The 19,949-nt window shown below is 55.5% G+C and carries 15 protein-coding genes and 1 pseudogene; 2 read left to right on the top strand and 14 right to left on the bottom strand.

The window, feature by feature from the left end:
- Window positions 1–17 precede the first annotated feature (17 nt).
- From QEV83_RS16140 to QEV83_RS16125, 4 genes are all read right to left on the bottom strand, one after another.
- A complete protein-coding gene (locus QEV83_RS16140) occupies window positions 18–506 on the bottom strand; it encodes a class I SAM-dependent methyltransferase (protein ID WP_280128699.1) in 489 nt (162 codons plus the stop codon).
- Window positions 507–1,094: 588 nt separating this feature from the next.
- Complete coding sequence (locus tag QEV83_RS16135) at window positions 1,095–3,059, bottom strand: acyltransferase family protein (protein WP_280128698.1); 1,965 nt, start codon at window positions 3,057–3,059, stop codon at window positions 1,095–1,097.
- Between the two features lie 273 nt (window positions 3,060–3,332).
- Entirely contained in the window at window positions 3,333–4,520 is a 1,188-nt protein-coding gene (locus QEV83_RS16130) for a glycoside hydrolase family 16 protein (RefSeq protein WP_280128697.1), read from the bottom strand.
- A gap of 445 nt (window positions 4,521–4,965) precedes the next feature.
- A protein-coding gene (locus QEV83_RS16125) for an IS3 family transposase (RefSeq protein WP_280128402.1) occupies window positions 4,966–6,317 on the bottom strand; the annotation gives its coding sequence in 2 pieces (ribosomal slippage) (window positions 4,966–5,981 and window positions 5,981–6,317; 1,353 coding nt in all).
- Between the two features lie 210 nt (window positions 6,318–6,527).
- Here QEV83_RS16125 and QEV83_RS16120 point away from each other — a divergent pair.
- Window positions 6,528–7,461: pseudogene (locus QEV83_RS16120) on the top strand (IS630 family transposase).
- Window positions 7,462–8,864: 1,403 nt separating this feature from the next.
- On the opposite strand, the gene QEV83_RS16115 reads toward QEV83_RS16120, so the two are convergent.
- The 5 genes from QEV83_RS16115 to QEV83_RS16095 form a co-directional block, all read right to left on the bottom strand.
- Window positions 8,865–9,449, bottom strand: a complete 585-nt coding sequence (locus QEV83_RS16115; RefSeq protein ID WP_280128696.1) for a TetR/AcrR family transcriptional regulator — start codon at window positions 9,447–9,449, stop codon at window positions 8,865–8,867.
- A gap of 630 nt (window positions 9,450–10,079) precedes the next feature.
- Window positions 10,080–11,183 (bottom strand): site-specific integrase, encoded by a 1,104-nt coding sequence (locus QEV83_RS16110; RefSeq protein WP_280128695.1) that lies wholly within the window; start codon window positions 11,181–11,183, stop codon window positions 10,080–10,082.
- Window positions 11,183–12,868: a site-specific integrase gene (locus QEV83_RS16105; RefSeq protein WP_280128694.1), complete on the bottom strand. Its 1,686-nt coding sequence runs from the start codon at window positions 12,866–12,868 to the stop codon at window positions 11,183–11,185. Before QEV83_RS16105 ends, QEV83_RS16110 begins: the two co-directional genes overlap by 1 nt.
- Before the next feature lie 255 nt (window positions 12,869–13,123).
- Entirely contained in the window at window positions 13,124–13,573 is a 450-nt protein-coding gene (locus QEV83_RS16100) for a helix-turn-helix domain-containing protein (RefSeq protein WP_280128693.1), read from the bottom strand.
- Between the two features lie 46 nt (window positions 13,574–13,619).
- Window positions 13,620–14,039 (bottom strand): hypothetical protein, encoded by a 420-nt coding sequence (locus QEV83_RS16095; RefSeq protein WP_280128692.1) that lies wholly within the window; start codon window positions 14,037–14,039, stop codon window positions 13,620–13,622.
- Between the two features lie 1,004 nt (window positions 14,040–15,043).
- Here QEV83_RS16095 and QEV83_RS16090 point away from each other — a divergent pair.
- Entirely contained in the window at window positions 15,044–15,454 is a 411-nt protein-coding gene (locus QEV83_RS16090; protein ID WP_280128691.1) for a recombinase family protein, read from the top strand.
- Window positions 15,455–15,489: 35 nt separating this feature from the next.
- On the opposite strand, the gene QEV83_RS16085 is transcribed toward QEV83_RS16090, so the two are convergent.
- The 5 genes from QEV83_RS16085 to QEV83_RS16065 all read right to left on the bottom strand — a co-directional run bounded on the left by QEV83_RS16085 (window position 15,490) and on the right by QEV83_RS16065 (window position 19,807).
- Window positions 15,490–16,841 (bottom strand): IS3 family transposase gene (locus QEV83_RS16085; protein ID WP_280128402.1). Its coding sequence is split into 2 segments (ribosomal slippage): window positions 15,490–16,505 and window positions 16,505–16,841, totalling 1,353 coding nucleotides; the frame shifts between segments, so codons are not numbered across the junction.
- Between the two features lie 277 nt (window positions 16,842–17,118).
- The gene (locus QEV83_RS16080) at window positions 17,119–17,613 is read right to left on the bottom strand and encodes a hypothetical protein (protein WP_280128690.1); all 495 of its coding nucleotides are present in this window, start codon (window positions 17,611–17,613) and stop codon (window positions 17,119–17,121) included.
- Between the two features lie 3 nt (window positions 17,614–17,616).
- The gene (locus QEV83_RS16075) at window positions 17,617–17,859 is read right to left on the bottom strand and encodes a helix-turn-helix domain-containing protein (RefSeq protein ID WP_280128689.1); all 243 of its coding nucleotides are present in this window, start codon (window positions 17,857–17,859) and stop codon (window positions 17,617–17,619) included.
- A gap of 101 nt (window positions 17,860–17,960) precedes the next feature.
- Window positions 17,961–18,434, bottom strand: coding sequence for a hypothetical protein (locus tag QEV83_RS16070; protein ID WP_280128688.1), 474 nt, complete (start codon window positions 18,432–18,434; stop codon window positions 17,961–17,963).
- A gap of 164 nt (window positions 18,435–18,598) precedes the next feature.
- Window positions 18,599–19,807 (bottom strand): site-specific integrase, encoded by a 1,209-nt coding sequence (locus QEV83_RS16065; protein ID WP_280128687.1) that lies wholly within the window; start codon window positions 19,805–19,807, stop codon window positions 18,599–18,601.
- Between the last annotated feature and the right edge of the window lie 142 nt (window positions 19,808–19,949).

The raw sequence follows: 19,949 nt of genomic DNA, 5'->3' as shown, positions 1-19,949 counted from the left end.
AAAGGGGAGAGTGAAGGTCAGTTCTTGAAGCAGACCGGCACAAAATCTGCGTGTTTCCTCCCGACCATCGGTCGCCGATAAGGGTACCGCTTTCGATTGATCGCCGTTCGATCGCCGTAGTCGTAGGTCTGATAGATCTCGTCAAAATCGCGCGAGCTAAAAATCCTAATTGACCCAAAGACCGCGCGATAGCGATCAAAATAATCAAAGCCAGGGGCCCGCCAATGATATTCCTCAGTCGCGACTGCTTCGGGATACTCGATGGTCGAATCACTGACGATTGGCACCGGCAATACAGCAATACCACCCGGCTTTAGCACCCGATGGATCTCTTGCAACGCCTTTATATCCTCTCGGATGTGCTCCAGCACATGAGACGCGTAAACTGCATCCACCGACGCATCTTCCATGTCGATATCTCGCATATCGAGGACAACGCGATTTTTACCGGGAATGATGTCCGCACAGATCACGCTGCCAAATTTGCTGCGCAAGTAACCGGTCATGGGATCCGGCGCAAATTGGAGCAGAATTTTTTCGTCCGGATCCCACAGTCCATCGAAAACTTTGTCACAGACGAGCCTCTGCAGTCTATGTCTCTCGACCGAAAGGCACCTGGGGCATATTGCATGCTGCCGTCGTTCACCGAAGACGGAAGTCATGAACGGACCTTCAAATTGACAAATTGGACACCGGAATTTTGATCCTTGAATCTGAATATGCTGATAAGCAATCCGTAGCGCCGATACGCGCGCCTTGCGAATAATGTTTCGAGCCAAACCACGCATCATCGTTTGACCTTAAGGTTCAAATTTCTCTTCAATTATGCTTTCTATCTTTTATGCTATATGATAATTATCGTCAATACATATTCATTATGCACTTTGGGCGGTGGCGGGTTGTAGAACGCTGCATGCGTTGTCGTTGTGTCGATTTACGATCGTAGTCTCCGCCTGGTTGTGACGCCATCGTTCAGATCGATCCTCCGGCGCGTAGATGACTATTGTCCGTTACTCGGGCAACAGATACACAACGTCACGCAAAAACTTATGAGGGATCAGCGGTCATTTCTAATAACCGTGAAAATTCGTGTTTCACGGGCTCATTTGGCGGAGATCAAAGCGTCCGTCCGCTAGCCACGCCTTCGCGAGATATTTCGACCCTTCCGCAGTCAAATGTCCATAATCCCATTGCATCGGAATGCCGTTATCGGTCAAAGTACGACAGGCCTCAGATCGTCGACCGCAAAGCGTTCCATAAGCCGACAAATATACGGCTCGATGCCCTTCCAGAGCGATAGCCAACCGCTCATCCACTTGGCGCTGGGCGTCCACTCGCGCCGTGATCAACAACTCCGGATCTTTTTGCTGAACCGATCGCGCTAGGAGCCGCGGCAGGTTTTCCCTATATTCGACGATTGGACCGGAGACGTACACTTGTGCCACATACCGGGCAAGGCGATCAACCGTCGCAATAAGCTGTGCGATGTCCTCATTCTCCCAGCGGGCGGATAAAAGTACCGCATCTGCTGTACCGGTAGCGATCTCGTCTGCGAGGGCACGATTGATCAGCGCGACGCAAGTCGGATGACCACGTGTTCCAAACACCGGCTTGCAGCCTGTGGCAGTCGCCTGGAGAATCTGTACCGACGGTAAAGCGTCTGTCAAACCGCTCCAGAGATGTGCCGCATGGCTGTCGCCAATAACCAGCAGGTTTGGCTTGACATGGGAGCGGGTGAGGCAGGTTGTTGCAGCGAAGTCGGACAAGGGGCTCGTGTGAGAATCGATGAAGCAAGTACCGCGTCTATAGGCCGTACGTTCGTGGTAGTGAATGTAATTTGCAAGCGTCACAATCTCCTTGGGAAAAGCGAAGGCCATGCCGTCGGAGACGATGAGCGCGATCCCAAGCGCGCAAAATCCCGCCATGCTAGCTAGCGCGGCGCTCCGCAGGGCAAGCGGCGAAGCTGCGAGCCTTTTTTGTCGGAAAGGAAGTTCTATGAAGTACCACGAAAGTGTTCCCATCACGACACTTGCGAGGATGAGACCTAAATCGCCAACCCCGCCGATCGGCTTTACCCACCAAAGCTGGAAGAAGACGATAATCGGCCAATGCCACAGATAAAGCGAATATGAAATAAGGCCGATAAAAACGATTGGTCGCGCTGAGATAAGTCGGCCGGTGAGCGTTCGTCCCGCAGCATTTGCATGGATTAAGAGCGCCGCGCCGATGCATGGTACTAGCGCCAAAGCGCCCGGAAACGGCATGTTTCGGTAGAACTTTAGACACCCTGCAACAATGAGCGCCAAGCCGATTGCCGCGGAGACTTCGCGTAGCCAGGTTTTTTGCACATCGGGAAGCGCCTTAAGTGACAAAAGCGCGCCAATAAAAAACTCCCAAGCCCTAGAGGGCGCCAGATAAAAGGCCCCTACCTGATCCGTCATGACGAGTCTGATCGAGACGACAAAAGAGGCGATAGCCAAGCCGCTGATGACTAAAATGACATTCTTTTGCCTCAGCGTTCTCAATCCATACAGTAAAAAAGGAAATACAATGTAGTATTGCTCTTCAACCGCAAGTGACCACGTGTGGAGTAATGGGTTGCTGTTGGAAGTGGCGGCAAAATAGTCCGTCACCATCATAAAATAGATATTGGACGAAAAAAGCGTTGTCGCGACGACGCTATTGGCAAAGTCGAGGATTTCCGGCGGAAAAAATAAGCAGACGGCAGCTGCAGAAGCTGCGAGAATCACAGCGAAGAGTGCCGGCAGGATGCGCCTGATGCGGCGGTCATAGAACCGCAGTATCGAAAATTTCCCAGCATCGATTTCGGATTGCAATAGTCCCGTGATCAGATAGCCGGAAATTACGAAGAAGACGTCGACGCCGATGAACCCGCCCTTCATTATGCCGACGTCGAGATGAAATAGGATAACAGCTCCAACGGCAATTGCGCGCAGGCCGTCAATATCGGGACGATAGGCGTTTACTACTGGGCCACTACCACAAGTCTTTTCAAACATGCGCTTGGGAGCGGCTACGATTGTTCGTCCGTGCGTCATCGATACCAGCCTCATCGTAAGGGGTGAGTCTAATCGAGATGTTCGCGACCGGGCACCGAGCCGGAGGCACGTTAGGGATCATCCGATCCCCGGCGAGGCAGCAGCCCGTTTCGGCTTCAGATTGCCGCCGTAAGGCAGTGTCCGTGACAGCTGTGTGCCCAATCGTTTTTAATTCTGTTCTTCTGAGCGCTGGGAATATTGATGTTACCGGCCTTATGCCGAAAACTCCGAGCCTTGGAGAACCGTCTTCGGGTTTTTCAGGGCACTTTCTAATTATGGCACCATTGCCGGCGAGAGAGCGGGGGGGTTGGCGATAAATCCGTTTGGACTATTTTGGACGGCAAACCTCGTAGCGACAGCGCTGGAAGTAGCTGCGCCCCCTGCCATCAACGTAACATAAACGTTGTACCAGTCATCCGGCAAGAATGGAGGAACTTTGTAGTTGTACGTTAAGCTTGCTACTGAATTTGCTTTGAGCTTAGTAGTTGATTCGACATCAAATACATAACAAGGGGAACCCCAATAGCCGCACACACCGATCTCATAAACTCCGTCCGGGAGATCATTCGGGCCAACCCTCGCACTTGAAATAATAGTCACTGTGTCCCCAGCCTGTGCTATCGGCTTTGAGACAAAGATCCCACTTAGTGTAACGGCGCTGAGAATAGCTCCTGCTAAGGGCGGATTGAACTGATAGGCCCTAACATAATCGAGGTCGAATGATTGAGGGAATATAGTGCTTTGAGTTGGCGCGCCTGGCCAGCTTCCCCCGACAGCTAGGTTAACGAGCATATACATCGGAGATTGCGGTATGCCTGGACCAGCATATCGGCGGCGCTCGATGTTATCGACGTACCATATCAGAACGTCAGGGCGCCATTCCAACGCAAATGAATGATAACCTGCAGAGAAATTTGGCCCGGTGAACTTCGTTTGCGATTGCCCTCCGGGCCAAATATTTGACAGGTAGACAGAACTCGGATCATTCCCGAGATTCTCCATAACATCGAGTTCGGGCGGCCATTTGCCGTTACTCGGCAGTAGCCAGAACGCAGGCCAAAGCCCTTGACCAGCGGGCAATTTCGCACGCATTATGAAGTATCCGTAGGTCTGATGAAATTTGGCGAACGTCGTGATCGCGCCCGAGGTATAGCCCATACCGCTATAACTACGTTTGTCTGCGCGCAGCCTTAAAACTCCATTGGTCGTATCGAAGACAAGCGCATCGGGAGTGTAAGCCTGCAGTTCATTGTTAATTGTGCTGGGGATTGTGTAGTTCGACACCCAACCAGCCGAGTGATCGGCATCAAGGGATGACCCCGAAAATTCATCCTCGAAAGTCAACGTCAATGCCGACAAAAGAGGCGGTGCGGCATGGGCTACCCCTGCACCAGCGGTCACAAAAGACGTAAACAAATAAGCGAGCTTTAAAGCCATACCATTTCCGAAGTCGACAAGCATTGCATTAGCTTATCGAAGGCCTGTTCGACAATATATTTGATCTTTTCTGTGTAGAAAATGACAACAATAACACTTACCACTCCAATTATAGTTTGGATATGCGTTATTCGAATGTATTATACACATAAATTTGCATTACTATATCTATATTTATAACTTAATATGTTTTCTGTATCCAGGAAATTGATATCCTATAAGCTGATAAGAACCTTTTACATCAGTCTGAATATGATAAATAATAACTGTTAATTTTCATTATGTCAACAAATAAGGTTACGGCGCGCAAATAGGGCAGTCATCAGCTATATTACAACTGGGGGCCGGAGATTAACGGGAATTGAAAAGCTGACTTCCAATGTTGACGGCGCCTCTGTCCGTCGTCAGATAATTTGAGACAGATGGCGGCGTGATTTAATGGAGGACGCGGCTCATCTGATGTTTGATTTTATGCGGCGTTCAATTGGTGTTGCAAGCGACGATTTTGGATGGTGGCTCGTTTGATCCTTTCTCGTTGCAGCAGAATGGTTTGTCCTCGGCCGAAGTAGACGTCAGCCGGCGTGAGATTGTCCAGGCTCTCGTGATAGCGGCGATGATTGTAGTGATCGACGAAGGTGTCGATCCTGGCTTCCAGGTCGCCGGGCAGATAATAGTTCTCAAGCAAGACGCGATTCTTGAGCGTCTGATGCCAGCGCTCGATTTTGCCCTGTGTTTGCGGGTGGCAGGGCGCGCCGCGCACGTGATCCATGTTGCGTTTGTCCAGCCATTCGGCCAGATTGGCCGAGATGTAGGAAGGGCCATTGTCCGAGAGCAATCGCGGACGATGGACGACCTTGGCGTGATCAAGCCCCGCGGCTTGCAACGCCAGGTCGAGTGTTTCCGTGACGTCCCCGACCTTCATCGTCGTACAGAGCTTCCAGGCGATGATGTAGCGCGAGAAGTCGTCCAATATCGTGCTGAGGTAGAACCAACCCCAACCAATCACCTTGAGATAAGTGAAGTCGGTCTGCCAGAGCTGGTTGGGCGCCGTCGTCTTGTCCTTGAACTCATCGGCGGCCTTCATGACGATGTAGGCGGGACTGGCGATTAGGTCGTGCTCCTTCAGCAGGCGATAAACCGAAGCTTCCGAAACAAAATAGCTTTTTGTGTCGGTGAAGCGTGTCGCCAGTTCCCGTGGCGACAGCTCCGGCTCGTCCAGGGCCAGTTGCACGATCTGGCCCCGCACATTGTCAGGAATTCGGTTCCAGACGCGGTCGGGCCTGGGAGATCGGTCTTCCAGGGCCTCTGGCCCGCCAGTCTGGCAAAGGTCGCACCATCGATAAAAGGTGGCGCGAGAGACGCCGAGTTTCTCCAGCGTCCGGCGCGCCGGCAGATGGGATTGCTCGACCAGCCGGATGATCTCCAGTTTCTCGGAAGCCGGATATCTCATTCCTCGCTTTCCCCATCCGCGATCATGCTTTTTTTGAGCAGGCGCAATTCCAGCGCCTGCTCGGCGACGACCTCCTTCAGTGCCTGAGCTTCCCGGCGCAGGTCCTTGACCTCGCCGCTGGTCGCCGCACGCGCCGTGTCGCCCGCCAAGCGCCGCTTGCCAGCCTCCAGGAACTCCTTCGACCAGGTGTAATACAGGCTCTCGGCGATGCCCTCGCGCCGGCAGAGTTCCGCGATGCTATGCTCGCCGCGCAGGCCGTCCAGCACGATGCGGATCTTCTCCTCCGCCGAATATTGCTTGCGCGTTGCTCGGCGAATGTCCTTCACGATCCGCTCGGAGGACGACTTGGCAGTTCCGGATTTCTGGCTCATCTCCACTCCTCGATGGTTACGATGAGCCAGAAATCCTCCGTTATTCAACCCGCTAAATCTGTCTCACAGGTGCTGACGCCGGACAGGCGCCTCTATGTCATGCAATTTCTCTGGCAACATTAGTCGTCCGGAGATGATCTAGTGGATCAAATCTGACGGTTGAGTCCCTTCAGGGATTCCCGTCTTTTGCAGCGCGTGCGAGTCTACGCGATGCGCACAGGAAAATCCGTTTCCGTTTTGCCGACTGATCGACGGCGGCTCCAATCCAAGCTCTCATCAAAGATCGCAACGCTGCGCAGAAACACGTTTGGCGGGCTGAGATCGTTCTGTTCACTGCCGATGGGGTCGGCACGAACGAGATCATGCGGCGAACCGGCAAATCCAAGACTTGCGTCTGGCGCTAGCAAGAACGGTTCATGGAGGAAGGGTTCGAAGGCCTGCTTCGTGACAAGACGCGGCCCCCACGTATCAAACCGCTCGGGGGCGAGGCTGCCGAGCGCGTCGTCGCCTTGACACTCAGCGATCCGCCTGGCGAAACGACCCATTGGACTGGCGTCTTGATGGCGAAAGCATCGGGGCTCAGCGTCAGTTCTGTCCAACGAATCTGGCGCATGTCTCCAGCCACACCGGATTCGTCAGTTCAAGCTCTCGAACGACCCACACTTCGTCGACAAATTGCGCGACGTGGTCGGGCTTTATGTCGAACCGCGGGCACACGCCATCGTCTTGTCTGTCGACGAAAAGAGCCAGATTCAGGCGCTCGACCGCACCCAGCCAGGCCTGCCGCTGAAGAAGGGTCGCGCCGGGACCATGACGCACGACTACAAACGACACGGCACGACGACGCTATTTGCCGCACTCAACGTGCTCGACGGCACGGTGATCGGCCATCCCCGCTGGGACTTTCCACTTCACTCCCACTTCGGCGTCCTGGCTCAACGCCGTCGAGGGATTTTTCACGACGCTCACAAAGCGGCGGCTGAAACGAGGCGTGTTCCGATCCGTCGCCGATCTCCAAGCCGCCATCAATCGCTTCCTCGACGACCACAACCAGCAATCGAAGCCCTTCACATGGACCGCAGATCCAGACAAAATCATCGCAGCTGTCAGACGAGGGCACCAAGTGTTAGATTCGATCCACTAGGTGCGGGCCAACGGGAAACCAAAGCGGTAAGCTGTCCGCCAGGCAGCGTCGAGAATCGTGGAACGTCGGGCTTGCCCAAAGTTTGACAAGGATGACTTCTCTGACGGTGGGCAGTGTAAATAAAAAGGCCCCTGATCTGGCCGAATAAATGGGGTTCGACTTCGACCAAATCAGGGGCGAGTTGGCACAAGCTCAGGAGGACGAGTGCTGCGAACGGAATCGCAAGAATTATGCCAGCTCAATCACAGCATTACGAGGACGAGACGGCCGTACGCCCTCGTGTCGCTCGACCGCCTCTAACCACGTCGAACCCCCGGAAATTAGAGGACATGGCTGACAGCGATCTTATGCTTAAACATGGGCAATCAAATCAGCCGTTCGTCTGATGCGTTAAACAAAACGTGCCGCAAACATCTAGCGGCCGAACCCGGTTTTAAGACAGGTAAGGAAGTGCTGCCCTCGAAGTTTGCAAGATCTTCCAAGCGGTTTATTGAAACTCTTCGCAATCGTATTGCGGAACTTAATGGCTTGGAGGCGACACCTGACACTCACGGTGAGCTTGCCGCTCTCCATGAGTTGTTGGATAGGCTCTACACGATAGTTCTCAAGAGAGTCCGCAAGACCTTACATTGAAGCGTGTTCGCCATAACGCGGCCGGATGAGAAAACCCCTAACAGGTTATGTAGAGACAAGGACACTGTCTCACCGGGCGCCTATGTCTCAATTCTCCTGTTCGAACTGGGAAATGACAATGGACATGAAATAATGTCGGCACGGCGTTCCAGAGCGTTACCGTGACCCCTTGAAGATCTGATCTTATGAGCGGCGGCATGGGATGTGCCGATCGGGAATTCAGTGTGAACACCAGCTGTTATTGAACTGGTCGCCACCCAATTTCTCCGGCATGCTTGCTGTGTGCTTACCATGAGTGGCAGCGCGCCGCTGAGTTGCGATCAATTTCAGCTAAGTGATTTATTTTTATGGTGAGTGCGATGGGAATCGAACCTAAGCCTGACTGTGGTGAGACAGGCCAGCTGACTTAGTCTGGCCGCCCCGTTCTCGCCAAGTCTGGCCGGCATCGGACAGCCCCGCGCGCCCAATACTGTCAGGGCCTAGGCTTTTGAGCATAGTTAGGGCGAAGTATTTCCTGTGTTATCTATGACTTATGAAGCCTGACCGGCGGTGTGGCGTTAGTCGCGGCGGGCAGTTTATTTGATACGGTTCGATACTTAGTTTATCCTTGTATTTCAAAGACATGCGGAAAAAGCTCACGTATCAAATCCGCAATTATAGAGATATATTTTGCATAATATGCACCTCTATCGCGGCTTGCGCTCGCTTTCAAGCGACGATCCTGAGAGCGAGCCGTGCTCTTAGCATTGGTCTCGTCCGCGATGGCTTGATCAAACTCGGGTCATCGCAAATAGGCAAAAGCCGATCATTTGGTCGAGGGTCGGCTCTGGCTCCTGTTCATATTCGACGATCAGCCGCGGATGACAAAACCTTATGCAGGCGGTGTTGACGAGGCGCGAGGCCAGCGCGGCGTCTCCTTTCGGAAACTCGTTCGAGGCCATGCCGCTCGCGATGATCTGCTCCAAGATCGCCGCCATGCGTTCCGCGTGCCGCCGCATGATGGCCCAGTTCTCGGTGATCGCCGCATCGATCAAATCATGCAGCTTCCGGTCGTACATAAACAGTTTGCGATGGGTTTTTTCCACGGAGCTGAACAGATTGCGGATTTTCTGAGCGGCGCCGCCGCGCGACGCGGCAATTTTTTCCGCGTCGGCCTCGATCTTCCTGAGGAGGTCCAGGCAGACGGCCTCGTTGATTGCCGATTTCGTCGTGAAAAAGCGATAGACATTCGCCGGCGACATATGCAGCTCGCGCGCAATATCCGCAACAGTCGTTTTCTGAAATCCGATTTGACGGAACAAACGTTCCGCGACCTCGACAATCAGCTTATGAGTGTCTTTAGATTCTCGTTCCATATCTTGACCATCCTGCCGAAAATCAACTTGGCTATGGTCAGACTGCGGGCTTTGCGCTTCGTCCAAATGGTTTACCGGCCTCTATAGGCTCCCTTGCGCTAGCAGCGTGCGCAACCCCCATATGAGCTAAACGATAAGTTATCAAACCAATAATAATTGATATTTATCATCATATATGCATTATGTCTGCCGAGCAATTATCTCATACCTTCCACAGGCGAACCACTCACCGCAGGATGAAAGATATGCGTCAGAAGAATCAATGCGTTTGCGACGCAATTGAACTTAGTAGTGATGACGTTTTATTCATTCTGTCGTGTATTGAGAGTTCTGGAAGGCAGAATCTAAAAGAACCAACCGAAAGATCGCTATATAAGCGGTTAGTTAAAATCTACGTGAACCTTGTTGCGGATCGCGTCGAGGCAATCACAATACCCTATGAAAAGCAACATGTAGCAAATTAATTCATTGAGTTATTATTAGGGAACCACCAAGGGCTTAACCCTTGATAAATTGCCAATCGGCTCCTGGACGCTCGCGCAGCTTTATTCCGCTTTGGACTCCAATCAGTTCAGGATGGTTTGTGCCGGTGACCGAAAATCTGGAGTCAAGAATTGATTTCCGAAGCTTTCACTCAGCCAAAGAGTTCATAGCGGAACTCGGAGCCGCTTTCCTTTGCACCGGCCTTCGCCTGCCCTCACGCTTGTCCCAAGAATTGGCGAGCGCGCGACCAGCCAAGCGGGATTGGGCCATGATGTAGTACTTTTCCGTTGTGCCAAATGAGCGGTGCCCGAGTAGATCTTTTCCGCCTCGGATATTTTCCGGATCATGAATCGACCAGAAGGTCAAAGCGGCATGCCGGAATCGATGCAGGTTCACACCAAATCCGAGCGCTGCACGCGTGCGCCGCTGGACAGCGTCATAGATCGCGCCGTCGTCCATGGGGCCGCCTTTGTTGGAAACCCATAGACCGTTGTGCGTGGGCGCCCCCGGCACTCGCGGCCGAAACATCTCCAGGTAAAGATCGATGCGCTCGCACAGTTTGATTGAAAGCACGAATTCGATCGGCTCCACGGATTTCAGATCCGAAGGCGGGATTTCGAGCAGCCAGGATTTTCCGGATCGCATGAGGTGCTTGCCGATCCGCAGCGCCGTGAGCGTTCTTCGACGCAACGGAATGAGCGCCAGCAGGAATATGATTAGCCCATCGCGGTATTGGAAGGCACAGTCCTTCGAGATCGTCTCGTTCGCAGCTGCGGTCTGAATTGCGGCATCCATCAACTCGAGCCCGAGCGTATAGAGACGATCGCTGGTGATGAGATGATGTTTGTTGGCCCTGGGTTTCGCCTGGCAGGCAATGCGCTTGGTGGCGTCGAGCAGCCATCGCAAATCGATTTCAGGAAAAATTAATCGGAAACCCAGACGCAAGTGGTTCAGTTCAATGGCTATCGAACTCTCCGAGCAGCTCTCGCGCCGATGGTCCACAAATGCTGCGATCACCTTTGGATTGATCGCGTTCTGGGGCGCATCAACGTCGATGTGCAGGCATTGATTCTGCAGATACCGGAAGAAACACCCGCAGGCAAATTGCAGTGAGGCACGGGTGGCGGCCGCCAGATGGGCACCGGGTCCGCTTTCGTCGAGGAAGTCCCCGTTCACGAAAGCGGTCTCCCAGCATCGGCGAATGTCCGGCGGCCATTCGAGGAACGGAAGCTGTTTGAGTTCTCCAGCCATTAGTCCACCCCGTTCGTGCTGGAGATGGAGTACGAAGGCTGCTTCTTGCGGGCCTTCTGCCCGGCTGGACGCGGTGCGATCGCCGCCTCAATCAGGCGTTGGTGATGCAATCCAGCCCGGCGCGTGTTCAAACCGGCGTAGAAATCGGTCGTCGTCTTGAGGTTCTGATGACCCAGGAACTGGCGCACGAGTTCGTGTGCACCAGGCTGGTCTTCGAGAATAATTTTCGCCCCCAGATGTCGAAACTGATGCGGTGTCATTACGATTCCCGCCCGCTTGCTGAGGTAAGTCTTGATCAGGACTGCGACCATGGCCTGACTTTTGGGGGAGCCGTCGGCGTTGACAAAGACCCGCTCGGGGCGCCGGCCGATCACTTTCGGTGCAATGCGATCTCGGTACTCGATCAGCATCTTCGCAAGCTTCGGCGGGATGTCGAAACTCAAAGCGGTCCTCTTGTTCTTCACCTCGTCAGCCGGGATTTCCAAACTGGATGTTGCACGGGCTCCATCGTGGAGAAACAAGTGTCTGCCGAATATGAGCTCATGTAGATTGTGCGAACGTAAAGGCACGTAGGTGAGCATGGCGATCGCAAGCGCCGCCTGAGCACGCGCCAGCGTGCGGAAATTTGGCTTTGGATCACGTCTCACCTCTGTCCAGAGCTGGGCGGGAAGATCAAGCAGGCGCCGGACGACCTCCGGGTCATCGAACTGGGCAATAGATCGCTTGTTCTTGAGGGTTAGCCCCTTCGGCAGCATCGGCATTTTCCCAGAGAGCCGCTTAAGCTCAGCTAGATGCAGCTCATCGACCTTGACCCATTCCCGGGCGATCTGGATCAGCGCCTCGGCCAGATCGCGATTGAAGTTGTTGGCCTTGCGACCGGCCTCCTCAAAACGGTAACGCAAGATTCTGCGGAAGTGATCGAGCCGTACCAGATCGCCGAGGCAGCCCGTCGAATTCGCCGGGACGCCGCTCCAGACCAGCGCCGTGAGCGCGGCATGGATTTGATTGTGGCGGAGCTTGAGCGTGCGCGGGGCAAGGGGGCGGGGCCTCGCGTCCTCGGCAAACTGGTCTGCCCCCACGCTCCACTCCAAGTATTTGGCGACGTCCACGCGGAAGGCTTCCGCGGTGGTGTCCCAAACGATCCGCTTGGCAGGCGCGCGGAACCAGGGCTTGCTGACCGGCGCAAGCCCGAGGTCCGGGAACGCGGCGGCAACCTCATTCCAGATGGTTGCCACGTTGCGATGGAGGACATTCGGGTTCTGATGCAAGGAGCCGCACCGAACTTCGCCAATGAACCGCTCCAGTGCGGCATCGTCGATCTCGGCTGGGTCCGTCCGCGCGGCGCTGGCATAGCGGGCGAGCCGCGCGAGACCAAGCCGGTAGCGCTTGGAGGGCAGCCGCGCCATCATCGTTTGCCAGTGGGGAGACAGCTCCGATTTTGCGGAAGGCATCACCGGGTGAAGGCCACTCTGCCGCACAGCCGCTAAAAAGTCCGAACGGATATTGGCGAGCCTCTTGGCTGAGAGGCCGGCCGCCACCGGATTGACTGCGCTCAGCCGGATGGCGATGCTCTCCAAATCGAGGGTCACTCGGGCCGGCGCCTCGCCGAGCAGGGCCGCCACGCGCGCGACTGCCGAGCGCAGGTCGCGCCGCCGTACGGCCGATAAATGCCCGGTCGTCTGCAAGGCCTGTTCGAGTTTTGCCAGAGAGGGGCCGCTGGCGTCGGCGGAACTAGGCGGAGGGGAATGGCGCATGCAATCTTCCTCGATTCGGGACCGTTTCGGGAGGTCAGGCGCAGTCTCGGGAGGACCAGCGGTGACCAGGAGTGACATTCGGGAAGGCTACCATATCAGACTGGAACGTCTGCTTGATGAGAGTATTCCCGACATATCATAACATACTGTCTTTACATGACTATTTATGACAGAGTAGGACAGCCGCTAGATGTCGCAAGACCGCGCAATAAGGGCCTGGAGACCGGAAGAAGCAATCCGGCGGGCGACGCCGAATTTGTACGACTTGAGCACTTTGGTCCTGACCCACCGACGAACGGTGCGCGGGGAAACGTTGAGGATGTCGGCCACCTCCTCAACCGTGTAATATTTTTCGGCCATCAACCCATGCGCGTGCTGATCGTCGCTCAGCGCGTGCGCGTGGCCGAGGGCCGTCTTCCTGGCAGGAGACTTGGCGCGGCGGGCACGGGTCCGTTTCGACGGGACAGCGCTCGCTCCTGAAGGCGAGGGCACCAGCGTCGAATCGGGCATGGGACCATCATCAATCCCGGAAAATTGCGGTTTCATCTGTTCGACCCTTTCTTCGAGGAACACGAAATTGGTCGAAACAGCGCTCGCGGAATTGAACCCGGACGGCCCGACCCTGCTTGTTCCCAACCACCGTCTGGGAGATTTGCTGAGTCTGAACGGGGTTTCGCGATCTTTAGCCGGAAATTGGAGTAGTCTCGCGATGCTGTCTTTTGCCGCGGTTACCGGCTCGCCGCGCATTGAGAATGGCGATGCATTGCTGGTTGATTTTGCGGACGGGTGGTGCAATTTCTGAAATATTCATGTCTGGACTAATGCGCCATAATGTCTCCGGGTCGAGCATCAGTTCGTCGCGGGCCTGCGGGCGGTGCGCTAATCCATAGTTCTGCAGGAAGAGAGCAAGCGAAAGAACAAAATCCGGCATCAGCATCGCGACATTAAAGAGTTGAATCTGACCTCGCGGAAGGCCAAATTCTCCCAACGGCTTGACCTTTGCTATTGCGTGGGCTTCTGCGCAAATGATCGTTGCAGCTGTAACAAGGTGCGCGACATCCTTATAGGCCGCCCACCGCTTCCAGAGATTGGCTTTGCCCATCCCCGCGATTCTCGATAGAGCAGCGGCTAATTCTATGGCTTTCCCGAGGCTTGGGCCTCCGCGATGGAGTTGGTGGCCACTTACGGTCAAATCGTAATGCCGCGTGAAAATATCAGCGACTCCCGCGCAATCGAATTGAGTTTGGCGCAGCCGCGGCGGCATGCTCTTGGAGCCCTTTGGCCAGCCTCGCACGATCGCAATGGCTTCAGCACGCGCTTGAGCATCGTTCGGCCAGCCCATGTAGCCAATGAGTAGAAGGGCCTGCTCGGGCCAGATGACGATCGCCTGATTTAGCCGGCTCCTTATAAAGAACTCGAAATCGAGGATCTCGATGTTCCGCTCAAACGGCGGGATATCCATGAACCGCATGGGACCTCTGGGGAGTTCATTTGGCAATGCGCATGCTGATTCGCAGGCGAGCACAACAGTGCACGAGACTACTCCAGTTTTCCATCCTTCTCGTGTCGGGGTCCCTGCCTCTTGCTAGCCAGGACGGAGCCGGCGTTCGTCGCGACGACAACCGTCGTTCAACGGAAGCTCGGTGCTGGTCATGGGGTAGGAATCCCCATCACGCTCAACAGTCATGGCGCAGAAGCTGGCCCGCAGCCCCCGCTGGGGGAAAACCGCCGACCTCCAACGTGTGGCTCGCGCGGCTTGTCCTCATCGAGTCCACTCCCCCGATAAAGCCTCATCCACTGGACCTGTTGGTGCCAGGGCCGCCGCGACAACCGCACTGAGAGTCACCGACGATTTCCCCGAAATCCCCGCTGTACTGGATCACGAGCTTTGCGCCATCGAGACCTTTCTCGGCGCTTTATTGGATGAGATACTGGGCAAAGACTAGCGCAAGGAGTGGCTCCGATTGTGCGGAACCATAGTAGGCAAAGACTCGTCCCAGTGCGAAGAGGGATTGTGAAAAGCGAGACACTGCAGATGAACCGCCAACGCCAGAAACCAGACTTTCGAGACGAATCGTCTGCCTCCTCCCCCGAGCGGCGCTCTATATGCGCGTCTCGACTGGCCGGCAGGCCGAGCACGACCTTTCGATTCCCGATCAACGCAGGGAGTTGACAGCGTGGTGCCGCGCCAACAGTTGCACTCTTGCGGCCGAGTTCGTAGAAGCGGTCGCATCCGCCGCTGATGATCGTCGGCCTGCCTTCCAACAGATGATCGAACGCTCCTGCGATGGCGGGCAGGCGTTCGATTGTATTGTCGTTCACAGCTATAGCCGGTTCTTCCGAGAGGTGTTCGAGCAGGAGTTCTATCTCCGAAAGCTCGCTAAACATGGCGTCAGGGTCATTTCGATGACCCAACCCGTCGGCAACGAAACGGAACCCGTGCATGCCATGATGCGGAAGGTCATCGCCCTTTTCGATTGTCCGTCGTCAGATAATTTGAGACAGATGGCGGCGTGATTTAATGGAGGACGCGGCTCATCTGATGTTTGATTTTATGCGGCGTTCAATTGGTGTTGCAAGCGACGATTTTGGATGGTGGCTCGTTTGATCCTTTCTCGTTGCAGCAGAATGGTTTGTCCTCGGCCGAAGTAGACGTCAGCCGGCGTGAGATTGTCCAGGCTCTCGTGATAGCGGCGATGATTGTAGTGATCGACGAAGGTGTCGATCCTGGCTTCCAGGTCGCCGGGCAGATAATAGTTCTCAAGCAAGACGCGATTCTTGAGCGTCTGATGCCAGCGCTCGATTTTGCCCTGTGTTTGCGGGTGGCAGGGCGCGCCGCGCACGTGATCCATGTTGCGTTTGTCCAGCCATTCGGCCAGATTGGCCGAGATGTAGGAAGGGCCATTGTCCGAGAGCAATCGCGGACGATGGACGACCTTGGCGTGATCAAGCCCCGCGGCTTGCAACGCCAGGTCGAGTGTTTCCGTGACGTCCCCGACCTTCATCGTCGTACAGAGCTTCCAGGCGATGATGTAGCGCGAGAAGTCGTCCAATATCGTGCTGAGGTAGAACCAACCCCAACCAATCACCTTGAGATAAGTGAAGTCGGTCTGCCAGAGCTGGTTGGGCGCCGTCGTCTTGTCCTTGAACTCATCGGCGGCCTTCATGACGATGTAGGCGGGACTGGCGATTAGGTCGTGCTCCTTCAGCAGGCGATAAACCGAAGCTTCCGAAACAAAATAGCTTTTTGTGTCGGTGAAGCGTGTCGCCAGTTCCCGTGGCGACAGCTCCGGCTCGTCCAGGGCCAGTTGCACGATCTGGCCCCGCACATTGTCAGGAATTCGGTTCCAGACGCGGTCGGGCCTGGGAGATCGGTCTTCCAGGGCCTCTGGCCCGCCAGTCTGGCAAAGGTCGCACCATCGATAAAAGGTGGCGCGAGAGACGCCGAGTTTCTCCAGCGTCCGGCGCGCCGGCAGATGGGATTGCTCGACCAGCCGGATGATCTCCAGTTTCTCGGAAGCCGGATATCTCATTCCTCGCTTTCCCCATCCGCGATCATGCTTTTTTTGAGCAGGCGCAATTCCAGCGCCTGCTCGGCGACGACCTCCTTCAGTGCCTGAGCTTCCCGGCGCAGGTCCTTGACCTCGCCGCTGGTCGCCGCACGCGCCGTGTCGCCCGCCAAGCGCCGCTTGCCAGCCTCCAGGAACTCCTTCGACCAGGTGTAATACAGGCTCTCGGCGATGCCCTCGCGCCGGCAGAGTTCCGCGATGCTATGCTCGCCGCGCAGGCCGTCCAGCACGATGCGGATCTTCTCCTCCGCCGAATATTGCTTGCGCGTTGCTCGGCGAATGTCCTTCACGATCCGCTCGGAGGACGACTTGGCAGTTCCGGATTTCTGGCTCATCTCCACTCCTCGATGGTTACGATGAGCCAGAAATCCTCCGTTATTCAACCCGCTAAATCTGTCTCACAGGTGCTGACGCCGGACACAGGGTTGATCGTTAACAAATAATTAAAATAAGCCGTTATCGTGGCTGAATTCGAATAATTCCATCTGATTGTCTAGAGGCGCTCTTCCTTTATTGATTGATTTTTTTGCAACGGATAGCCGCTGGTAAACCGCGCATCAAACGCACGCTTGAAAGCCCCTAGCCCCCGCACTCTCGATTATGATCAAATCATTATCCTGCCGCTTCAGCCAAGAGGCAGAAAAGTTCGCGGCACCAGTCCACAGCAATCGCCCGTCGATTTGGTGGCACTGACCTTGGGCAGTTGGTATGGTGACTCCTAGCCAGCTTGCCGCGCACGTCTGGCTCAGCGCTGTCAAGAATGTAGGCGATCGCGTAGGCCCAATCGACCGGCTCCAGGTATCCGCGCGATGCGAGGCAAATGGGCACCAATCGCCGGACTTCGCTGAGAATTAACGACGCCAGGCGCCGAGGTTGACTCTTGCTGCGGTGCGGATTGCCGCGGGATTTCTTTTGGTGGTCGTCGCGTGGGCGGACTCCTACGGCCACGTCGCCAGACAGAAATAACTGACCTCCATCCGCATCGCTTGATTCGCCTTGCGACAGCAGGGGATTTAGCGTAACTTTTGAACCGTCAACCACCAAACATAACGAACTTACGAGCCCGGCCGCGTTACCAGCGCAGACCGGGTTTGTTGTTTCGATCATGGCTTAGGTCCCTTGCTCGACGAGCCTATCGAGCTCTGCTTCAGGCACAAGGGTACGGCTACCAATCCGAATGAGTTTGATCTTCCCGACGGCCGCGAGCGCGTACAGATGGCTTCTAGATATTTGCAGCGCGTCGCAGGCGTCATTGATACGGCGCGCGCGCGGGTAATTGAGTGCAGTCGATTTCTTGCCGACTGGCGCATCGCCTAACGGCGAGCGGACAGCGATATGGGAAGCTGAGGTCATATAGTCGTCCTCGGGTTTGGGTTCGTCCCGTCGATGACGGACGCACGAGGACACTTTAACTACTAGCATTCCCCGGGGATGCGAGAGATTTTTAATCGGCGCTAAGCCAGTCCCCTTCGCTTTGCCAACGTGCGCAAGCGCTTGATATGACTCTCCACCGGGAGCCGCCGCAGACTCCCCTTATCCATAACCTCCTCCACGAGCGGGCGTAGCGCGGCGCCGAGCGAACCTTTCAAGGGCTTGGAGTTGATGGCGCGCTTAAGGATTTGATCGTCAATCTCAGTATAGGTCGCCTTACCCTTTGCGCCACGCGGGCGGCGTCTGTCACGCCAGCAAAATGGGCCAACACCGAGTATTGTCTTATTTAGTTGCCAAAGCTGCACGCCGACCCGCACCCGCTCGGCTGGCGTTGCATCCCGCCGCTGGATAAATTCTTCCAGCTTATCCAGTTCGCATAGGGCGTTGCCCTTTTCGCCTCTATAGCGTTCGGGTTTCGGGTTTTTGTCCCGCAACAATTTGGCGAGGGTGCTCAGTTCGTCCCACTCAGGCGCATCAACGTCATCTTCGTCAACCATATCCACGCTCCCTCTTCCCCTGGGGAACTCGTGAAAACCAAGAGTGCTCTTGGTTTAACGGGCCTATCCGTGCGCGTCCACGATTGCGCGTAGCTGGCGCTTTTCCAACGGTTCTTTGCGAGCGAACAGGGGAAATTCACAAGAAAGCGCTTCCGCCGTTTGCGTCAGGCCCCTTGGTACCGGCTGAGCGACACCACATTCGAGCCCACCTTAGGCTCACAGAACGCCGCCCATGCTTCCATTAGCCCGCGCCGTTTCTCCAAGGCATCACCGCGACGATAGGCCCGCTCAGTGGCATCTCCCGCTACATGGGCGAGAGCGGCCTCGGCAACCTCGCGGGGAAAGCTCGTTTCTTCCCCGCACCAATCCCTGAAGGTGCTGCGAAAGCCGTGGGGCGTCCCCGCACCGGAACAAACTCGCCAAAGAGACGCTTGCCCCAGTCCCCGGCCACGCCGCTGGCCGGGAAATACAAAATCTCCGCTTCGGATCTCGGCCATCTGCTCAAGAATCTCAGTTGCGCGTGCAGATAACGGAGTCCTATGCTCGACACCGGATTTCATCCTGGCAGCCGGGACAACCCAGATCCGCGTGACGAGATCAATCTCCGACCAACGCGCTCCAAGCACCGTGCCGCTGCGCGCTGCCGTCAATATTAGAAACTCAAAAGCGATCGTCGGAATTGATTTAATTTCACGAAGCGCGGCTATGAATTCCCGAACATCACGATAGGGCAAAGCCGCATGGTGGCCGCGGGTAAGTTTTTGCCGCTTAGGAAGGATCAGAGCGAGGTGGCCACGCCATGCGGCTGGGTTCTCGCCCGCTCGCAGCTTATGCGCCTTTGCAAAATTTAGCACCGCCTCTATACGGTTGCGAAGCCTCGCGGCTGTCTCGGGGATGGTAACCCAAAGCGGCTGCAGCACGGAAAGCACGGCCCGCGTATCGATCTCGTCTACGGGCAAGGCCCACAACGGCTTCGCGTAACGCTCAAGAGTCATGCGCCACTGAGCCGAGGTTTTTGCGTGGCGCCACTCACTGGCCTTTGCGACAAGAAGCTCATCCGCGCATTGACCGAACGTTGGGGTGCCAGCTGCGAGACGTTTAGCTTCGCGTTTTGTTTCCGCAGGAACGCCGCCGGTTTTCACCAGCTTGCGGACCGCTTCGTTTTTTTCACGGGCTTCAGCCAGCCCAACATAATCTCTGCTGCCTAGACCGGTTCCTGGGAAACGCTTGCCGTTATGTGAATGATTGGCCACCCACTTGCCGGCGAGTGTCTCCGAAACGATAAGATAAAGCCCGCGCCCATCGCAATGAACACCAGGCGGCGCAGTGGCTACAAATCGCGCCGTCAATCTATTTGTTTGTCTCCGTGCCATTTCCGTCATCCGGTCTTACAATTGGTCTTACAATTTGACGCGGATTGTGGCGGATTACTACGAACATGTACAGATGCATCTCGGGTTAATAAACTGTTTTCACAGCAGCTTTCTAGACACCTACGGTCACCCGCAAACAATG

This window comes from Methylocapsa sp. D3K7 (genome assembly GCF_029855125.1).
Lineage (GTDB): Bacteria > Pseudomonadota > Alphaproteobacteria > Rhizobiales > Beijerinckiaceae > Methylocapsa.
This window is presented reverse-complemented; position numbering and strand designations above follow the sequence as displayed.

What these genes read in the sequence shown, in the direction of transcription:
- QEV83_RS16140 (WP_280128699.1), bottom strand. Translation starts at nt 506, where the DNA reads ATGACCGGTTACTTGCGCAGCAAATTTGGCAGCGTGATCTGTGCGGAC.
- QEV83_RS16135 (WP_280128698.1), bottom strand. Translation starts at nt 3,059, where the DNA reads ATGACGCACGGACGAACAATCGTAGCCGCTCCCAAGCGCATGTTTGAA.
- QEV83_RS16130 (WP_280128697.1), bottom strand. Translation starts at nt 4,520, where the DNA reads ATGCTTGTCGACTTCGGAAATGGTATGGCTTTAAAGCTCGCTTATTTG.
- QEV83_RS16115 (WP_280128696.1), bottom strand. Translation starts at nt 9,449, where the DNA reads ATGGAACGAGAATCTAAAGACACTCATAAGCTGATTGTCGAGGTCGCG.
- QEV83_RS16110 (WP_280128695.1), bottom strand. Translation starts at nt 11,183, where the DNA reads ATGGCTGGAGAACTCAAACAGCTTCCGTTCCTCGAATGGCCGCCGGAC.
- QEV83_RS16095 (WP_280128692.1), bottom strand. Translation starts at nt 14,039, where the DNA reads ATGGGCAAAGCCAATCTCTGGAAGCGGTGGGCGGCCTATAAGGATGTC.
- QEV83_RS16090 (WP_280128691.1), top strand. Translation starts at nt 15,044, where the DNA reads ATGCGCGTCTCGACTGGCCGGCAGGCCGAGCACGACCTTTCGATTCCC.
- QEV83_RS16080 (WP_280128690.1), bottom strand. Translation starts at nt 17,613, where the DNA reads ATGATCGAAACAACAAACCCGGTCTGCGCTGGTAACGCGGCCGGGCTC.
- QEV83_RS16075 (WP_280128689.1), bottom strand. Translation starts at nt 17,859, where the DNA reads ATGACCTCAGCTTCCCATATCGCTGTCCGCTCGCCGTTAGGCGATGCG.
- QEV83_RS16070 (WP_280128688.1), bottom strand. Translation starts at nt 18,434, where the DNA reads ATGGTTGACGAAGATGACGTTGATGCGCCTGAGTGGGACGAACTGAGC.
- QEV83_RS16065 (WP_280128687.1), bottom strand. Translation starts at nt 19,807, where the DNA reads ATGGCACGGAGACAAACAAATAGATTGACGGCGCGATTTGTAGCCACT.